This window comes from Negadavirga shengliensis, assembly GCF_042652345.1.
GTDB classification, from domain to species: Bacteria; Bacteroidota; Bacteroidia; order Cytophagales; family Cyclobacteriaceae; genus Negadavirga; species Negadavirga shengliensis.
Window position 1 is genome coordinate 408,231 of record NZ_JBHSJJ010000005.1, and the last position, 17,131, is coordinate 425,361.

The 17,131-nt window shown below is 43.7% G+C and carries 16 protein-coding genes and 1 tRNA gene; 9 read left to right on the forward strand and 8 right to left on the reverse strand.

Annotation, left to right across the window (positions count from 1 at the left end; genetic code table 11):
* Positions 1-131 precede the first annotated feature (131 nt).
* Positions 132-204 (reverse strand) — tRNA-Phe (locus ACFPFU_RS11620).
* Between the two features lie 89 nt (positions 205-293).
* Between ACFPFU_RS11620 and ACFPFU_RS11625 the strand changes: the two genes are divergently transcribed.
* From ACFPFU_RS11625 to ACFPFU_RS11650, 6 genes are all read left to right on the forward strand, one after another.
* The gene (locus tag ACFPFU_RS11625; RefSeq protein WP_377064651.1) at positions 294-1,634 is read left to right on the forward strand and encodes a 4Fe-4S dicluster domain-containing protein; all 1,341 of its coding nucleotides are present in this window, start codon (positions 294-296) and stop codon (positions 1,632-1,634) included.
* Between the two features lie 12 nt (positions 1,635-1,646).
* The gene (locus ACFPFU_RS11630) at positions 1,647-2,441 is read left to right on the forward strand and encodes a (Fe-S)-binding protein (protein ID WP_377064653.1); all 795 of its coding nucleotides are present in this window, start codon (positions 1,647-1,649) and stop codon (positions 2,439-2,441) included.
* A gap of 179 nt (positions 2,442-2,620) precedes the next feature.
* Entirely contained in the window at positions 2,621-3,109 is a 489-nt protein-coding gene (locus ACFPFU_RS11635; RefSeq protein WP_377064655.1) for a hypothetical protein, read from the forward strand.
* Positions 3,110-3,147: 38 nt separating this feature from the next.
* Positions 3,148-5,073, forward strand: coding sequence for a CHU_0125 family OmpA-like outer membrane integrity protein (locus ACFPFU_RS11640; RefSeq protein ID WP_377064657.1), 1,926 nt, complete (start codon positions 3,148-3,150; stop codon positions 5,071-5,073).
* A gap of 42 nt (positions 5,074-5,115) precedes the next feature.
* The gene (locus ACFPFU_RS11645; protein ID WP_377064659.1) at positions 5,116-6,285 is read left to right on the forward strand and encodes an AIR synthase related protein; all 1,170 of its coding nucleotides are present in this window, start codon (positions 5,116-5,118) and stop codon (positions 6,283-6,285) included.
* A 36-nt stretch (positions 6,286-6,321) separates the two neighbouring features.
* Entirely contained in the window at positions 6,322-7,662 is a 1,341-nt protein-coding gene (locus ACFPFU_RS11650; protein ID WP_377064661.1) for an alkaline ceramidase, read from the forward strand.
* On the opposite strand, the gene ACFPFU_RS11655 is transcribed toward ACFPFU_RS11650, so the two are convergent.
* Both ACFPFU_RS11655 and ACFPFU_RS11660 read right to left on the reverse strand, forming a co-directional pair.
* On the reverse strand, positions 7,647-8,276 hold the full coding sequence (locus tag ACFPFU_RS11655) for a class I SAM-dependent methyltransferase (protein WP_377064663.1): 630 nt from the start codon (positions 8,274-8,276) through the stop codon (positions 7,647-7,649). The two genes, ACFPFU_RS11650 and ACFPFU_RS11655, sit on opposite strands and share 16 nt — an antisense overlap.
* Before the next feature lie 5 nt (positions 8,277-8,281).
* The gene (locus ACFPFU_RS11660) at positions 8,282-9,082 is read right to left on the reverse strand and encodes a UbiA family prenyltransferase (RefSeq protein WP_377064665.1); all 801 of its coding nucleotides are present in this window, start codon (positions 9,080-9,082) and stop codon (positions 8,282-8,284) included.
* A 181-nt stretch (positions 9,083-9,263) separates the two neighbouring features.
* On the opposite strand from ACFPFU_RS11660, the gene ACFPFU_RS11665 reads away from it, so the two are divergent.
* Entirely contained in the window at positions 9,264-9,902 is a 639-nt protein-coding gene (locus ACFPFU_RS11665; RefSeq protein WP_377064667.1) for a GDSL-type esterase/lipase family protein, read from the forward strand.
* Between the two features lie 462 nt (positions 9,903-10,364).
* On the opposite strand, the gene ACFPFU_RS11670 is transcribed toward ACFPFU_RS11665, so the two are convergent.
* Positions 10,365-10,631: a hypothetical protein gene (locus tag ACFPFU_RS11670; RefSeq protein WP_377064669.1), complete on the reverse strand. Its 267-nt coding sequence runs from the start codon at positions 10,629-10,631 to the stop codon at positions 10,365-10,367.
* A gap of 568 nt (positions 10,632-11,199) precedes the next feature.
* Between ACFPFU_RS11670 and ACFPFU_RS11675 the strand changes: the two genes are divergently transcribed.
* Together ACFPFU_RS11675 and ACFPFU_RS11680 are read left to right on the forward strand one after the other, a co-directional pair.
* Complete coding sequence (locus ACFPFU_RS11675; RefSeq protein ID WP_377064671.1) at positions 11,200-12,606, forward strand: alkaline phosphatase PhoX; 1,407 nt, start codon at positions 11,200-11,202, stop codon at positions 12,604-12,606.
* 418 nt (positions 12,607-13,024) lie between these two features.
* Positions 13,025-13,798 carry a Rho termination factor N-terminal domain-containing protein gene (locus tag ACFPFU_RS11680; RefSeq protein ID WP_377064673.1) on the forward strand — a complete coding sequence of 258 codons (774 nt, stop codon included), beginning with the start codon at positions 13,025-13,027 and terminating at the stop codon, positions 13,796-13,798.
* Between the two features lie 11 nt (positions 13,799-13,809).
* Here ACFPFU_RS11680 and ACFPFU_RS11685 read toward each other — a convergent pair whose 3' ends face one another.
* The 4 genes from ACFPFU_RS11685 to ACFPFU_RS11700 all read right to left on the reverse strand — a co-directional run bounded on the left by ACFPFU_RS11685 (position 13,810) and on the right by ACFPFU_RS11700 (position 16,707).
* Positions 13,810-14,736, reverse strand: coding sequence for a VOC family protein (locus ACFPFU_RS11685; RefSeq protein WP_377064674.1), 927 nt, complete (start codon positions 14,734-14,736; stop codon positions 13,810-13,812).
* Positions 14,737-15,422: 686 nt separating this feature from the next.
* The gene (locus ACFPFU_RS11690) at positions 15,423-15,953 is read right to left on the reverse strand and encodes an alpha/beta fold hydrolase (protein WP_377064676.1); all 531 of its coding nucleotides are present in this window, start codon (positions 15,951-15,953) and stop codon (positions 15,423-15,425) included.
* 33 nt (positions 15,954-15,986) lie between these two features.
* Entirely contained in the window at positions 15,987-16,379 is a 393-nt protein-coding gene (locus ACFPFU_RS11695) for a helix-turn-helix domain-containing protein (protein ID WP_377064678.1), read from the reverse strand.
* Positions 16,380-16,401: 22 nt separating this feature from the next.
* Complete coding sequence (locus tag ACFPFU_RS11700; protein ID WP_377064680.1) at positions 16,402-16,707, reverse strand: type II toxin-antitoxin system HigB family toxin; 306 nt, start codon at positions 16,705-16,707, stop codon at positions 16,402-16,404.
* Positions 16,708-17,131: the final 424 nt, after the last annotated feature.

Consider the following 17,131-nt stretch of genomic DNA (forward strand, 5'->3'; position numbering starts at 1 on the left):
CAAGCCTACTATTTGTTAATTTGCAGCCCCATTATGAACGGTACTATGAACGGTACAAACGATATCACGGCTGTCTACACAAAAATTTTCTGGAAAGGCATAAAAAAAGCCCCGATGGAAATCAGGGCTTGTGGTGATGAGTGGACTCGAACCACCGACTCACGGATTTTCAGTCCGATGCTCTACCAACTGAGCTACATCACCCGCTGAAAGTGATGCAAAGGTATATATTTGTTAGTTTTGTACAAATCATTTTGGTGAAAAAATAAGAAAAAACCATTAATACATTCAATATGAGTATCTTACCCCAAGTCCTTTTTTTGTTGGTTTTTGCGATTACAGGATATCTGTTATATCGCAGATTTTCTTACTTGCGCAAAGCCATCATGTTAGGGAAAAAGGTAGGCCCTGCTGACCAAAAAAGCCGGCGGTGGAAAACCATGGGGCTTATCGCTTTTGGTCAAAAAAAGATGTTTAAAAGAATAGGCCCGGCTTTCCTTCATCTTCTGGTATATGTGGCTTTTATCATTATTAATCTGGAAGTGCTGGAGTTTGTGATCGATGGCCTCGGAGGAACCCACCGGATATTCGCTCCTTTTTTAGGCGGCGTTTATACCGTAGCCATGAATATTTTTGAGTTTCTGGCGGTGGCGGTTTTGGTGTCCTGCTCCATTTTTTTGATAAGAAGAAACATTACCCGGGTGCCGCGGCTCACCATGACGGAACTTAGAGGATGGCCTGCTTTGGATGCGAACCTGATTTTATGGTTCGAGATCATATTGATGGTCGCCATCCTTACAATGAATGCTTCCGACCAGCTGCTCGCCGAAAGAGGCGTGGGGGATTATATTACCATAGGTGGGTTGTACTTCAGCAGAATGATACGACCCGTCTTTGAGGGCATGAACGAAACTTCATTGGTTGTCGTGGAGCGTTTTGCCTGGTGGTTCCATATCATTGGCATCCTGGGGTTCGGCGTATATTTAACCTATTCGAAACATTTACATATTTATCTGGCCTTCCCCAACACCTGGTATTCGAATCTCCTGCCTAAAGGGGAAATGAAAAACATGAAAGAAATCACCAAAGAGGTAAATATGATGCTGGGCAACCCTGTGGAAGGGGGCACAGCGGCGGATAATCCTGATGAAATGGGCAGGTTTGGGGCCAAAGATGTTAATGACCTTTCCAGAATCAACTTGCTCAATGCCTTTGCCTGTACAGAGTGTGGGCGTTGTACGGACGAATGCCCGGCCAACATTACCGGTAAGAAGTTGTCGCCCAGAAAAATCATGATGGACACCCGGGACAGGGCAGAGGAGGTATGCAATAGCGTTCTAAAAGGAGGCAAAGGATTGGATGACGGAAAATCCCTGCTGGGAGATTACATTACCAAAGAGGAAATCAATGCCTGCACCACCTGCAATGCCTGTGTGGAGGCTTGTCCGGTGAATATTGATCCGCTTGACATTATCCTGTCATTAAGGCGGTACGTTGCTATGGAAGAAAGTGGCACACCGCCACAGTGGAATGTCATGTTTCAGAATATAGAAACTAGCTTTGCTCCCTGGAAGTTTGCCCCTACTGACCGGTTTAAGTGGGCGGACCAGTTGAGAAACCAAGACAAAGAATAGAAATAAAACGATATGAGTGATCAATATACAGTACCCACCATGGCTGAAAAAACTGCTGCCGGCGAACAGCCGGAAGTCTTATTTTGGGTGGGATGTGCCGGTTCCTTTGACGACAGGTACAAAGCAGTAACCATCGCTTTTGTGAAAATACTGAACAAGATCGGGGTTGATTTTGCAGTTTTGGGAGAGGAGGAATCCTGTACTGGCGATCCCGCCAGACGCGCTGGAAATGAATTTCTTTTTCAGATGCAGGCGGTGAGTAATATACAGGTGTTGAATGGTTACCAAATCAAGAAAATAGTAACAGCTTGCCCCCATTGTTTCAATACCATAAAAAATGAATATCCGGAGCTTGGCGGTAATTATGAAGTGCTCCACCATTCCCAGTTTTTACAACAGCTGATCAATGAAGGCAAGATCGTCATCAAAGGCGGGGGCGAATACAGAGGGAAAAGGATAACTTTTCACGACAGCTGCTACCTGGGTAGGGCAAATAATGTATATGAAGCACCCAGAGAGGTGATCAAGGCCTTGGATGTAGAATTGGTGGAGATGAAACGCTGCAGAACCAAAGGTCTTTGCTGTGGTGCCGGTGGCGGCCAAATGTTCAAAGAGCCGGAAAAAGGGAACAAGGACGTCAATATAGAACGGACAGAAGAGGCGCTCCGCACCGGGGCGAAAGCCATCGCGGTAGGCTGTCCATTTTGCCTTACCATGATGGCTGATGGGATCAAAAACAAAGATAAGGAAAATGAAGTCAAGGTATTTGATCTGGCAGAACTGATAGCCAAGGATATGGGACTATAGCAAACATTTGGTTGTGCCCCGTCCCTGATTCCTTTGGGACAACATGAGAACGCGGTATAAACGGCGGTAGTTGAAATATCTTCGATGACATTTTGTATCATTTAAAACCAAATGCCGTTTATTAGAAAAGTGTGGCCTATTAAGATATCATAAACTTATAAAATTCAGGAAATATCATTATGTACGTACCTTTTGAACAGATGCCTCCATCTGCGAGGATTTGGATATATCAATCAGACCGGCCTTTTGAAGAGCAGGAAAAAACCTGGATTATTTCCAAGCTCGTAGGGTTCTGTAACCAGTGGAATACCCATGGGGTATCCATGCCTACTTCTTTTGAGATCAAACACAACCAGTTTGTTATTATGGCTGTGGATGAGAGCAAGGGGGGTGCCAGTGGCTGTTCCATTGACAGCTCAATAAGGGTATTGAGAGAAATTGAAAATGAATTGCAGCTAAATCTTCTGGACAGTGGAAAAATTTCTTATTTTGGGAAAGACAAAATCAAAGTAGCCATGTTCCCCGAAATAAAGAAACATATCCAAGAGGGCGAGCTACAGGCAGAGAGTAAGGTTTTCAACCCGAGTGTGAACAAAAAAGCTGATCTTGATAAAGACTGGGTAGTTCCGGCCAATCAAAGTTGGCTTAAAAGATATTTTACCGCATAACTTAAAAACAGGGTAAATCCATATAACAATTGATTCCAATGAAGCGTGGCTACATAACGATCTTGAGCATCCTGGTGATTTTCACCTCGTGTGTCAGTTTGCAACAAAAGGCTAAAAACCACTTCAGCACAGGGGAATACCAACTGGCGATAGCTACTTTTTCCCAGCTTCTTGAAAAAGAACCGGATAACCCTGAGGCCAACTATTATATCGCAGAGAGTTACCGCTTGTCTAACAGGGTAGAAAAGTCATCCCCCTATTATGAGCAGTTGTTGGAGCATGAGGAATCTTTTGAAAATTATTACTACAAGGGCAAAAGTTTAAAGAGCCAGGGGGAATATGATGACGCCCTTAAGGCTTTTGAAGCGGCCAAAAAATGGACCATGGATGATGAAAAGGTGGATCTTGCCGATAAAGAGATTGCGAACATCAAAGCCATTGCTTCCATTGAACCTATATGGCCCAATCATAAATTGGAAAACTATGAATTGCTGAATTCCCCGGGAATCGATTATGCCCCCGTGGTGAGTGAGAACTACCTGTATTTTACCAGTTCCAGAGGTGGTGGGGGGATTTATACGGCGACAGGACAAGGATATACGAAGTTATTCCGGGCCAGGGCTGAAGGGATTAAAGTTGATGTGCAGAATATCCAAGCGGTACCTGAATTCAGAAATGAATCCGGCCTGAATCAGGGAGCCATTGCGATCAGCCCTGACGGGAATACCATCATTTATGCCAGGGGCAATTCCACTTCCAGACGGGATCTTCCGGATGTAAGCCTTTTTGCCACCTATTTTAGGGGAGGGGGGTTTACAGAACCGGTATTTATGGCTTTGAATGAGGAGCCTACTTATTGGAATTCCACACCGGCTTTTAGCCCTGATGGGGAGACGCTCTATTTTGCTTCGAACAGGCCTGATGGATATGGAGGTACCGATCTCTATAAAGCCACCAGACTGGCAAACGGGGACTTCGGAAATGTACAGAATCTGGGGCCGGAGATCAATACCAAAGGCAATGAAATGTTCCCTCGTCCCATGTCAAACGGGGAATTTTATTTCGCTTCTGATGGTCATCCGGGGTTTGGGAAGTTGGATATTTTTGTCGCCAAAGAAGAAAACGGCGTTATTAAAGTAAAAAATCTTGGTCCCAACATTAATTCGGTGGCGGATGACTTCGGGATTTTCTTTACCAATTACCCAAAAGAGGGTTTCATTACCTCAAACAGGGAAGGGGGTAAAGGAGATGACGACATTTATTTTTTTCAGGATTTCACACCTAAACCTAAAGTGGTCAATGTATTCCTGAACGTGGTGACCAAGGGAAAAACGGAAGATGAGAAAGAGGAGATTTTGCCCCAGACCCGAGTCGCTTTGTATGACGAAAACAATCAGACCATAGACGGTAATTTCTCCAACCAAAATGGGAGGTTGAGATTCCAGCTTCAACCGGATCAGACTTTCACGATGATCGCCTCAAAAAACGGTTACTTTACTAAAAGTATCCCGTACAGCACCAAAGGAAAAACCCCTTCTCCGGAGGAGCTGATCCAGGATGTCACCAATGTCAATCTGGATACGACCATCGTACTGGAACGGTTGGTTTTGGAAAAAGCCATCGTATTGGAAAACATTTATTACGATCTGGATAAAGCCGACATCCGGCCTGACGCGGCTGAAGAACTGGATAAGCTGGTGAAGATTCTTAAAGATAACCCTTCTATCCGTATAGAACTAAGCAGCCATACCGATGCAAGAGCCAGTGATGCCTACAATGATAACCTTTCCCAGCGACGTGCAGAATCCGCTGTGGAGTATATCGTTTCTCAAGGTATCGACAGGGACCGTCTTGAAGCAAAAGGCTATGGCAAACGACAGCTGTTGATTGAAAACGCCCAGAACGAGGAAGAGCATCAGGTAAACAGGAGGACTGAGTTCAAAGTAATAGAAATCACCGACTAAAATCCGTACCTTTGCTGCCTATCCGTTTTTTTCCTTAAGCTTATGAATGAAAGGTATATGCAACGGGGTGTTTCCGCCTCAAAAGAAGATGTTCACCGGGCCATTTCCAGTTTGGATAAAGGGTTGTTTCCCAAGGCTTTTTGTAAGATCGTGGAAGATCTCCTGGGCAATGATCCGGCTTATTGCAACATCATGCATGCGGACGGAGCCGGAACGAAATCGTCTTTGGCATACCTGTATTGGAAAGAAACAGGTGACCTGAGTGTTTGGAAAGGCATCGCACAGGACGCCATTATCATGAATATTGATGACCTGCTCTGCGTTGGCGCTATCAATAACATTCTGGTTTCATCCACCATTGGAAGGAACAAAAACCTGATTCCCGGCGAAGTAATTGCTGAAATCATCAATGGAACCGAAGAAGTGTTGGAGATGCTCAGGGAAAACGGGGTGAACGCCATTCTTACCGGTGGCGAGACGGCGGACGTCGGGGATTTGGTCAGAACGATCATCGTAGACAGCACGGTAACCTGTAGAATGAAAAGGGACGAAGTGATATCCAACGACCGCATACAAGCAGGGGATGTCATTGTAGGTTTGGCTTCTTTTGGGCAGGCAAAATATGAGTCCGCGTATAATGGAGGTATGGGTAGCAACGGACTGACCTCAGCCCGGCATGATATTTTCAACAAGTTGCTGAAAACCAAATATCCCGAGAGTTTTGATCCGGCCGTGCCTGAAGATCTGGTTTACGCCGGACCTTATAATCTAACCGATCCTGCTCAAGGTACTCCGGTGGACATGGGTAAATTGGTACTTTCTCCTACCAGAACCTATGCTCCCATTATGGCAGAAATTCTGCATTCTCAAAGGCAGCGCTTACATGGAGTCGTGCATTGCAGTGGGGGCGCCCAGACCAAAGTATTGCATTTTGTAGACAACCTTCATATTATAAAGGACAATCTTTTTCAAACCCCACCCCTTTTCCGCTTTATTCAGGAAGAAAGCGGCACGGATTGGAAAGAGATGTACAAGGTCTTTAATATGGGACACAGAATGGAGATCTATCTGGATGAAAAATATGCGCAGGATATCATAGATATTTCCGCCTCTTTTGGAGTCGAGGCAAAAGTAATAGGAAAAGTCCAAAAGGATGACGGCAAAAGCCTCACCATTGAGAGTGAACACGGCCATTTTGAATACCGCATGTGAGGCCAGCGAAGCGTATTTTTAATTTTTCTTTATGCCATGGTAAAAAAGGGATTTAGATTTTTAGCCTATATCTTCGCCGTGCTGGTTATTCTGGGAACCGCTTTGATCACTACCGTGGATTGGACCCCTTATCAGGAAACGGACTATTATCAGACGACCATGGACCGGTTGCAGCAGTTTGAGCTGGAGCAAAAGGATGTAGGATATGTGTTGGCAGGATGGGGAAAGGCGAATTTTACACCTGGCCAGCCTGTGCCTTTGGTCGCCTACAAACCGAGAGGCGATTACGAATTTGTGGAGGACAGCAGTTTTGTAAAGGCATTGGTATTTGGCACTCCGGATTTTAAAGTGGCGGTCTTGAACTATGAGCTTTTGATCATCCATCCCCACTTGGCACAAAGAATTAGGAGCAAAGTTGCAGGTTCGGGATTTAATATCGACCAGTTTTATTTCACAGCGACCCACACCCACAGTGGTATCGGAGGCACCATTCCCGGTCTTATCGGTTTTCTGGCGATGGGTGGATGGGATGAGGAAATTGTGACCCTGCTGGAAGAGAAAACACTCCTTGCTTTGAATAATGCTGTGCAGAAAATGGACACGGTATCCATAGGGTATAAAAAGGCAAATGCGGCCGGATTTGTGGCGAACAGGTTGATCGCGGAGGACCCTGTTGACCCGTTTTTAAGGCAACTTGTCTTCGAGAACACGGCGGGTGAAACCTGCGCTTTTGTGACTTACAGCGCCCATGCCACTTGTTTGAACAGCAGGTTTATGGGGTTATCCGGAGATTATCCCCATTATTTAACAGGATGGATGCAGGAGCATATGGATTTTGCCCTGTTTGCATCGGGTACGGTGGGCAGTCACAGGCCTATGGCTCCAGGCAATGATATTCAGTCAGTAAAGCAATATGCTTATTCCCTGGACACCGTTTTGAGAGGTGACGGATCGGATGTGAAACCGGTATCTGGAACCATGCTGAAAATAGGAACTTTACCCCTTGCCCTTAGATCTCCCCATTATCGGATTTCAGACAATTTGCGTCTCAGACCCTGGGTTTTCAATTGGATATTTGGGGACAACCCTGCCCATTTTGATGTGGTACAACTCGGCAATACCCTTTTGATTTCCTCTAGCGGTGAACTGTCCGGTGTTTTTTATGAAAACTGGGAGAATCTTGCGGAACAGAACGGGTTTAATTTGATGGTCACTACATTTAACGGTGGTTACGTAGGTTACATCACCCCGGATGAATATTATCACAAAAAATTATATGAAGTAAGAGACATGAACCTATATGGCCCTTATAACGGCGCTTACTTCAATGAGGTAATGGAAGGGCTGATTGATAAGGCCATTCATCCGTCTAATTGAAAAATTTTGCCTTTTATGAACCCCTTGTTAAATTCCTTTACGGCGGTGACCCTCCACCCATAATGCTCAAAATAACCGTCATAACGGGGTAAATCTTTTCGGGGGTGGCTGACAAGGATCTTAAAAGCGTTTATCATCAAACCGATCAGCCATTTTCTTTCTCTGATAGGATAAAAGTCAACAAAGATCCAGGTTGTTTTGGGATTTGACCTTTTGTTGACGGCCTCAAAGAGCTGGTGGATTTGTTGGTCCGCCAACACGTCAAAAAAATACTGGGTGATGACCGTGGTAAAATTCACATCAGGAATATGGCTGAAATCCGCGCAATGTAAGATTTCTATTCTTGACCTCAACCGGTTTGGAAGCCGGGTTTCCATGAGTCTGATCATTTTTAGAGAAGCCTCCATATAAACCAGTTTCCCGGTTGGTCCTATGGCTTCCAGCAAGGAGACTATTTCTTGTCCGGTGCCACCCCCCAAATAGAGTATGTTCTCTTCCGGTTTTATTTTTTCAAAGAAGAGGCTTTTGCTGTTTTGATAGTTCTTGCCCAGAACAAGATGGGCCAAAGCATCATAAAACGGGGCAATTTTATCGTAATGGTTGTTTCTTTTCATCCAGGTTAAGGTAATAAGATCAGTATCCAAGGCAGCAGGAAAATAGCCTCGAGCTGCAACCTCACGTTTTCCCCGCCGGTCTTTTGTCCGGCAAATTTTAAGATGTGCCAAATGAACATCAATGCCAGGATCAGGGTGTAAATGTGATAATACGAGGGAAGCCACAAAAACAGGAAGGCCACGTATGCCAGTCCCGTTGCAGATAAAATCCAAAGGGTTGTTTGAGTGCCTTTTTTTCCTAAATCGGTTATTATGGAACGATGGCCATCTTTTTTATCCCTATCAGCGTCAAGGTAGGAAAGGTATATCAGGTTGTACCAGGCGAGGAGGAAATATAAAAAAGCGAAAAGTGCCCAGTTATTTGAATGGAAGCCGAAGTCCAGTTGCCACAGGGGGGCGAATAATATACCCAGCATATAAAACAGCGCGATGGAGATTTCCTTTATAGCAGCAAAGGTTTTGCTGAAATACCGTATCAGCACCATGCTTCCGATGATCAAGGCGCCTAAACCTAATCCTGCGAACAGAAACAATTTATCAAATACGCAAATGGCGAACAGCAGGCCGCCGATGCTTACTATCGCTAGGCCCCAAGACAGGGGTTTAAAATATCTTTGATGGAAACGGTGCCTTTTTGAGTGGGCCATCATGGATGTCTGGTGCGCATCCAAAAGGTGGTCGAATGTATAGATACTCCAAACAGCCACAGCCAACATCCAGTAAGTTTCTTTTTCAGGTTTTACCCTCAGCAGATCGGCAAAAAAAAACATGCCGGCACAAGCTCCGGCTGCAACATCGAAAGACAATAAATGCGCTAATTTATATATTGACAGGACATGTTTCATCTAATGGAGCGTCATGAAAGCCTGGGTTTTGACAGGGCAATTTAATCATTCATGCTCCTGTATATTAAAAAAAGTAGTATTTTTCGAAAATAACCAAGGCTTTGGTTATTAAAAAAATCGTAATACACATAGTTAACTGAAAATGAAAACCCTTTTGTTTGTTTTGTTGATCTGGATGTCTCATTATGTCATAGCGCAGGATACAGTGAAAATAGCCTGCGTGGGCAATTCCATTACCGAAGGTCCCGGCAGAAACCATAAAAACAGCTACCCTTTGCAGATGCAGAAGCTTTTGGGAAGTGCATATCAGGTAAAAAATTTCGGCGTGAGTGGCAGGACCTTGTTAAAAAAAGGGGATTTTCCTTATTGGAACGAACCCCAGTTTGACCAGGTGAAGGAGTTTCACCCGGATGTGCTGGTGATTAAATTGGGAACCAACGACTCGAAACCCCAAAACTGGCGATACAAAGAGGATTTTCAAGAAGATTATATAGAGCTTGTGGAGACTTATAAGCAGCATATGCCAAAAGACGGCCGCATTTATATCTGTCTTCCCGTGCCCGTCTTTCAGGATGAGTGGGGGATTTCCGAGAGTATTCTCGTGCAAGAGATGAGGCCGATTCTTGAAATAGTGTCGGAAAAAACAGGTGCTCAAATCATCGATCTGCATAAGCCCTTGGAAGACCGGGCTGATTTATTTCCGGATGGGGTACACCCTTCCGAAGATGGAGCCGCAATCATGGCAAAGGTAATCGCCGAAAGCATCAGAAAAGACCAGTAGACCTTGAGGACTAAAAATTCCTGTCCCCTGGATTTATTCAAAATTATTATGATGAAATGGGGACTTTGCGTATAGGATTTGTCAGGTATTTAAGGTAAATTTTCATCAAAATCCGACAGCAATGAGTAAGGACAAAGGTGAAAAAAAAGATCCTAAAAAGAAGGCGACAAAGAGCCTTAAGGAGAAGCGGCTGGACAAAAAAGCCAAGAAGGAAGATAAAAAGCGCAATGGATAATCAACATGGCAATGCCTTTTGATTTGCTGAAACCCCGGTCTTACAGACGGGGTTTTTTGTTGATTAATCTCCCTGATGCACGGGTTTGAGCAGCAGGAGAGAATGTAGGAGTTTGCCCGGGGTATCAATTGTCCCTGTTCGGAAATTAAAAAATACATAAGACCTTTTCTATACCACAGCCAGTAGTCATAGAAATTTCTCTCAAACCTTTTACCTCTGAGTCATTTTTATATTTCTGACAAAGAAGTCCCCCAGAAGCTGCTTTTACTTTGGCCGACGATCATTTCCACGAACTTGTGCCAAGCACTTAATTTTTTGCGTTCCACCTCTTTGAAAATAGACTGTTTCTGTTTGATGGTGGCGATCAGTTCAGCGCCTATTTCATAGGGAACATTCACCGTTTCAGCCCCGATCTGCACATTTAAAGAGCCGTTGTCTGGATTTACCCATGCTTTTAATTCATGACCATCCGTTTCGAAAGTGTACTTTAGCATAGCTGTAATTGTTTAAATGAAAAATTGGATTTTAAAATGCCGGATGGAAAATTCTTTTCCCCGGCGATCACAAAGGCTAAATTAGAAAAAATATTTTAAATAAAAAACATTTTTATTTATTTAAACAACATTTTTTTAATTATAAAAATTTTTATCCATTTTCGGAACGGTAAATCTTTTTTAGCTCCAACCGGAAAATGCGCCTGGGAATTTATTAAATGGCGTTTTGATGCTGTTGCAGTATTTAACGGAATGATCATGATTATATAATGAAGATGATATACAACAGGTTTGATTTTTTTTTTAGTTTTAAGTAAAATCCAATAGATTAGTGTGTAATTGTTGGAAAGTATTGTAAACATGTGTTTGTATAATTGTTCTATTTCTAAAGCCACCGGTATTACCGGTAGCATTGACAATGCAAATTCTTCTGACACAACTTCCTGAATCCATATGAAACCGAGCATGACTAGATCGTCACACGGAGGGATGATTGTCTATCATGCGAGATTCTCCCTAATCAGGTCGGGACAAGCGATATGGCCTATTGAGAAAAAATTATAAACATATGAAAAAGAAAACCCCCGTCTCAAGAAGACAATTCATCAAATCATCAGGTATGGCTACCATAGGCTTTATGGGCTTATACCAGTTCGTAAATCCAATTATTTCTCACGGTGCAGGTTCCCGTCCTGGCGGATACGGTCCACTGCAACAGGACCCTCAGGGGATTTTGAATCTGCCCAAGGGGTTTTCGTACAGGATCATTTCCAAAAAGGGCGATAAAATGGATGACGGGCTTTTTTTGCCGGGTTTGGCGGATGGGATGGGCACGTTTGCGGGTAGGAGGGATCGCGTCATAGTGGTGAGGAATCATGAAATCAGCCCCGATGGCTTAGCACATGGGGGATTTGGAGCTTCAAATGAACTGATCAGCAATTTACCGGCGGAGCGGTTTTATGATTTCGGTAAAGGGGATCTTCCGGCCCTTGGGGGCACGACGACCTTTGTGTATAATGAAAAAACGGAGCGTATGGAAAGACAGTACTTGAGTCTGGCGGGTACGGTGAGGAACTGTGCGGGAGGGATCACGCCATGGGGCTCATGGCTCACCTGTGAGGAAAGTACGATAAGATCAGGTGCTTATGAGGGGAAGATGGAGCGGGATCATGGTTATGTCTTTGAAGTTCCGGCATCTCAAAAGATAAATCTGGCTAACCCGGTTCCCATTAAGGCCATGGGTAGATTCAATCACGAGGCCGTGGCGGTGGATCCCGCCACTGGAATTGTGTACCTCACTGAGGACAGGGGAGATGGGATTTTTTACCGGTTCATTCCCCGTGCTCCCGGAAAACTGCTGGAGGGAGGTAGGCTACAGGCCATGGTCATTTTGGGAGAAAAAAGCAGAGATACCAGGAACTGGCATGACAGCGAGGCACCTGAATTTCCCCTGATGGTGCCTCGGGAAGTGGGATGGGTAAACATAGAAAATGTAGAATCTCCTGATGACGACCTCAGGCACCAGGGTTTTGAAAAAGGAGCAGCGGTTTTTGCCAGAGGAGAGGGGATCTGGTATGGAAACAACGAGCTTTATTTTGCCTGTACCAATGGGGGTAAAATCGGCGCGGGACAGGTATTTCGGTATACGCCGAGTCCGGTTGAGGGAACTGCGGAAGAAAGTAAATCCCCGGGTAAACTGGAACTTTTTGCTGAACCCAATGACAGGAAAATACTGAAAAGCTGTGATAACCTGGCCGTCGCTCCCTGGGGAGATGTGATATTGTGTGAAGATGACAAACATCCCTTCTTGGTAGGGATTACCCCGGAAGGCGAACTGTATCCATTGGCGGAAAATATAGGATATGAGTCTGAACTGGCAGGAGGCGTTTTTTCGCCTTCAGGCAAAACTTTCTTTGTCAATATTCAGGGACCCGGCATCACCTTGGCCATCACAGGGCCATGGAGGAGCCTATAATACCCGGGCGGAAGATCCCGGTTTTTGCAAATCCTGCGGGAATATCTGAGCCGATTAGGAAGAATAATCGGCTCATGACCTACAACTGGCAACTTAAAAACTGGCCTGAATTCCAATATGACTTGGAAGCCTCGCAATCTTTTTAACTTAGCGCTGCCAAGATAAAACTAAAAACAAAGTTATAACTGCTGCAGAAGTGTGTTTTAGAAACTTTTTATCCGTAACGGCGCTTTTGGCACTTGAAATGTGGAAACTGAAGGGAATGCGCTATCCCGACCCATTCCCTGACAACGAACAGAACGGTCGTCCGGATCCCTGGGGAGGAAGGGTGAGGGTGCGGTGAAATGCAGGTTGTGAAATAAAGCCGGCTTTGCCAAACCATATGTCCCAGGTTTTATATATTCTAAATGAAAAAGGTATGGCAGCAAAGAATGAAAAACAAGACAGAAAATACAACCGCCTGAAAGAATATGACGGATCCCGCTATTCGGGAATGAAAATAGGCGGAACGCACAAGTGGTATTATGACAAGGGCGAGTGGAAAGAGCGGAAAATGAAACCCGATGAATGGGATATTTACTATGAAACGACCAAGCGCAGGGCAGGATATGCACCGGAGCATTCAGGAGCCCCGGTCGGTACTTCCTACAATTGGTTGATCGTAGCACATCAGCGGGTGGATAAACTGGATGCCAACAGCTATATGACCCGGATGGAGGGGTTGAAATTCAAAGTGGCACACAAAAGGACCGGCAATGACAAGTGGAACATTACGGAGAAGAGACAGCGAAAAAAGGTGATAGCCTTTTTAGAACAGGTTATTGATGAGTTAAAAGCCCTGGATGAAGATACGCCGGTTCCTTTTACAGTCGGTCAAAGAAAGAGAATCTATGGCCTGGCCCACCGCACCAAAAAGGAATTGTATGAAATGGCGGCTGAACAGGGCGTCAAGAACCGGTCGAGGATGAAACGCGGCGAGTTGCTCAAGATCATAAAGGACAGCCTGAAAGAAGACGTGGACGGAAATGGCTCAAAAAACGTTTCTGTGGCACAAAACTTATCGGACAAATCCAGACATGAGCTTTACCGTATTGCCACCGAAAAACATATTCGGGGACGCTCCAAAATGAATAAGGACGATCTGATAAAAGTGCTGAAAAAAAATATATCAGAAAAGGAGTTGGTATTGTGAAAAGGACCTTCTTAATCTCCCCGGTATGCCTTTTCTAATTCAGCCAGGTCGAATTTTTTTATTTTCAGAAATGCTTGTGTTACCCGCGCCACCCGGTCGGAATCCGTATCGTTCATCATCTCATCCATTGCCACAGGAACGATCTGCCATGATAGGCCGTATTTGTCTTTAAGCCAGCCGCACTGTTCAGATTCAGGGACAGCGGAGAGTTTTGCCCAGTAATTATCAATTTCTTCCTGCGTGTGGCAGTGCACCATGAAGGAAACCGCTTCGTTGAAAGTAAATTGATGTTCACGCGCGCTATCCATGGCTGCAAACCAACAGCGCTCAAGCATAAAGTCGGCGAACATGACGGTCCCCTCTTTGTCAGGTGCCTGGTTTGGGCCATAGCGGTGCACCATACCTATTTTTGAATTTTCAAATACGGAAAGGTAAAAGTTGATGGCCTCTTCCGCGCGACCGGCTTTATCTCCTGCAAACATAAGCGATGGCAGGATAGACGGCCGCGGGTCACCTTCGGGATCAGTAAGCATCAACTGCCACGATAGGCCATACTTATCCTGTATCCAGCCATATCGCTCGCTAAAAGGGTATTGGCCGATGGGCATGAGCGCTGTGCCACCTTCGGACAAATTTTTCCATACCCTGTCTATTTTTTCCCTCGCCTCCTTTTCCGGCGAAGATGCGCCTTTGAACAACAGCGGATCGAAATTCACTATAAAAGACACCGAGGGGTTAAACTGAAATAATGGCCCGGCACTTATGGACATGAATTTTTGGTTCCAAAGTTCAAATGTGACAACATCACAATCACCCGACGGGGTATCGTGGAGGACGGTGGTGTTGATAATCCCGGAATCCGGAAAGATAGAAGTGTAGAATTCGGCCGCTTCTTTGGCTTCCTTATCAAACCAGAGGTGTGGTGTTATTTTTTGCATAACGTCTCCCTTTTTGTTATAACAAATTTACGGAGAAATAGACCCTAACAAGCTATGTGATTGCGACATAGTGCAGGCGAAATGCGACTTGCCTCTCAAAGTAAATAATCTGTATACATAAACAGCAACATGTGATTAAAAAGATGAGAATATAAAAAAGCCAAACATTTCTGTCTGGCTTGTAGTAGCGGGAACAGGACTAATTTATCTATTTGGTTTTCAATATTTTATAATTTAAAGGCGGCAAATTGAAGTGATTTTCCAAATTAGAATTGGTTTGAATAATTCCGAATTTACTTGATCGGTGAGTTCGAACAATTCGTGCGAAAATAAGTGTACGAGCATACGGCCCGTACGAATTAAGCATCATTCATTTTTCTTTTGCTGTTTGATTCTTAACGCTCTTTCAGCATGCGACATTTACTAAAAATCTATCTATCTGATCCACATACCGTCCCCCAAATCCTTTATTGTCATAGTCAACTTGAAATCCTGTCAGATGACCACCTTCATATTGAATGATTTGACAATTACTACTAACTTTCTTCTGGAGTTTTAAAGCTGCATTGTGGGTAGTAACCTCATTACTGGAAGCAGTTAAAATTAAGAGAGGACAATCGATGGATTCAAGTGATTTTTTGAATGCATTGTTTTTTTCGGGAAGAAGAATCTCTTTATCCTTTTTTTTATGAGTGATCCATAATTTCGTCAAGATCAGTGACGATGCCTTCACCAATGATAAAATCAATCTGATTTTTGATTTGAGGATAGGCTCTCGATGCGATTATAGTTCCCATTGACATTGCCCAGATACCTACATTTTTATCGTGAAACTTATTGAAAATGGTGTTTGTCACTGCCTCCAGATCCCAAGCAAATTCCTTGTAATAAAGGTATTCCTTTTGAATCTCAAAGTCTTGGCTTTTTCCGAATCCTCTATAGTCAAAGGTGACTACTGTATAACCAGAATTCGCTAAGATCATTGAATGGTAAACAAAGTAGGACATATTTCCAGCATCTGGATAATCAAGAATCAATACAATATCCTTGTCATTTTCCGGTTTTACCTCGTAAATCCAGGTGTTGAGACGAAAACCATCTGTCGTGTGAATATCCAATTGTTGGTAGTCCCACTTGACTGAATCTGGGGTACGGATGTATTCCCTATCTGGGTTAATAGCAAAGACGGAGTTGACTTGAAAAAAAATAATAATCAAGATAAAAACTGAGACTATTTTTTTATACCGGGGTTATACGTTCACTTTTTCCTGTTTTCCGTCCAGCTCATAGGGCTGGATAAGAATTTCAACCGGTAGGTTCAATAAAGCCGAAAGATTTCTAACCATATCGATCGTCAATGCCCTTTTCCTATTTAAAACAAGGCTGACAGTAGTTTTACTTCCAATTGCTGGGATAAGATCTTTGTCCTTAAGACCTTTTCTATCCATAGTTTCTCTCACTGCCTCAATGGGGTCAGGCAGGGCAATGGGGTAATGCTCTCTTTCGTATTTCTCGATTAAGGTAACCAGCAGTTCTGCCTCCATCCCTTCGGCACTATTCGGGTCTGCTTCGAAGATTTTAGAAAGCCTGGCAAGGGATTTTTCATATTCCTTTTCTGTAGTAATAGTTTTTTCCCACTTCATGATTACAATTTGACTTACGATTTTAAAATTGGTCTACAGTATTTGCATCTACTTTGTCATATTCGGAGTGTGTTCCGATAAATTTGATAAACACCCACTGTCTCAGATAACTTATTTGAACGATTAACCGATATTTGTTCCCTGCAATGTTAAACACCACCCGATTGTTTTTAACAGGATCAGCATCAGGAAAATCTTGAACTACATCCGAAGGTTTTTGCCATACAGAATGTTTTGCGACAGCAATCCAGGTTTCTATGCTTGATTTTGAGTCTGGATGCTTTAGGTAAAACTCTGTCAGATTTTTGATTGCTATAATGTTTTTCAAAGCAAGCTGTTTAATAAACGGTCGAAGATATTAATAAGTTTTCAAATTGAAAACTTATTTTCAGAATTTTGATTTCCCTGTCTATAATGTCCATAAATCAATGTATCAGATTATCACAACAATTTTCTGATTATGTGACCGACAATAAAATTTTTAGGAACCGTATTCATCAGCTTCTTTGCAATGATCGGAGCATTACAATTTGTCAAAGTCTGCGCTGTAAAGTGCATAAACCGTATACATGGTTTTCGTATCCGTCCGATAAACCCCATATTTCATAGCTGGTGCAAACATCGTATAGTTGCATCATGAAAAAGATAAGCAACGACGAGTATTATAACCTGTTTTGCAGGTGGCGGGCTTCCGGTATAAGCAAAGCTTCATTTGCTGAGGGCGAAGGTATTTCCAGGACGGTTTTTTATTA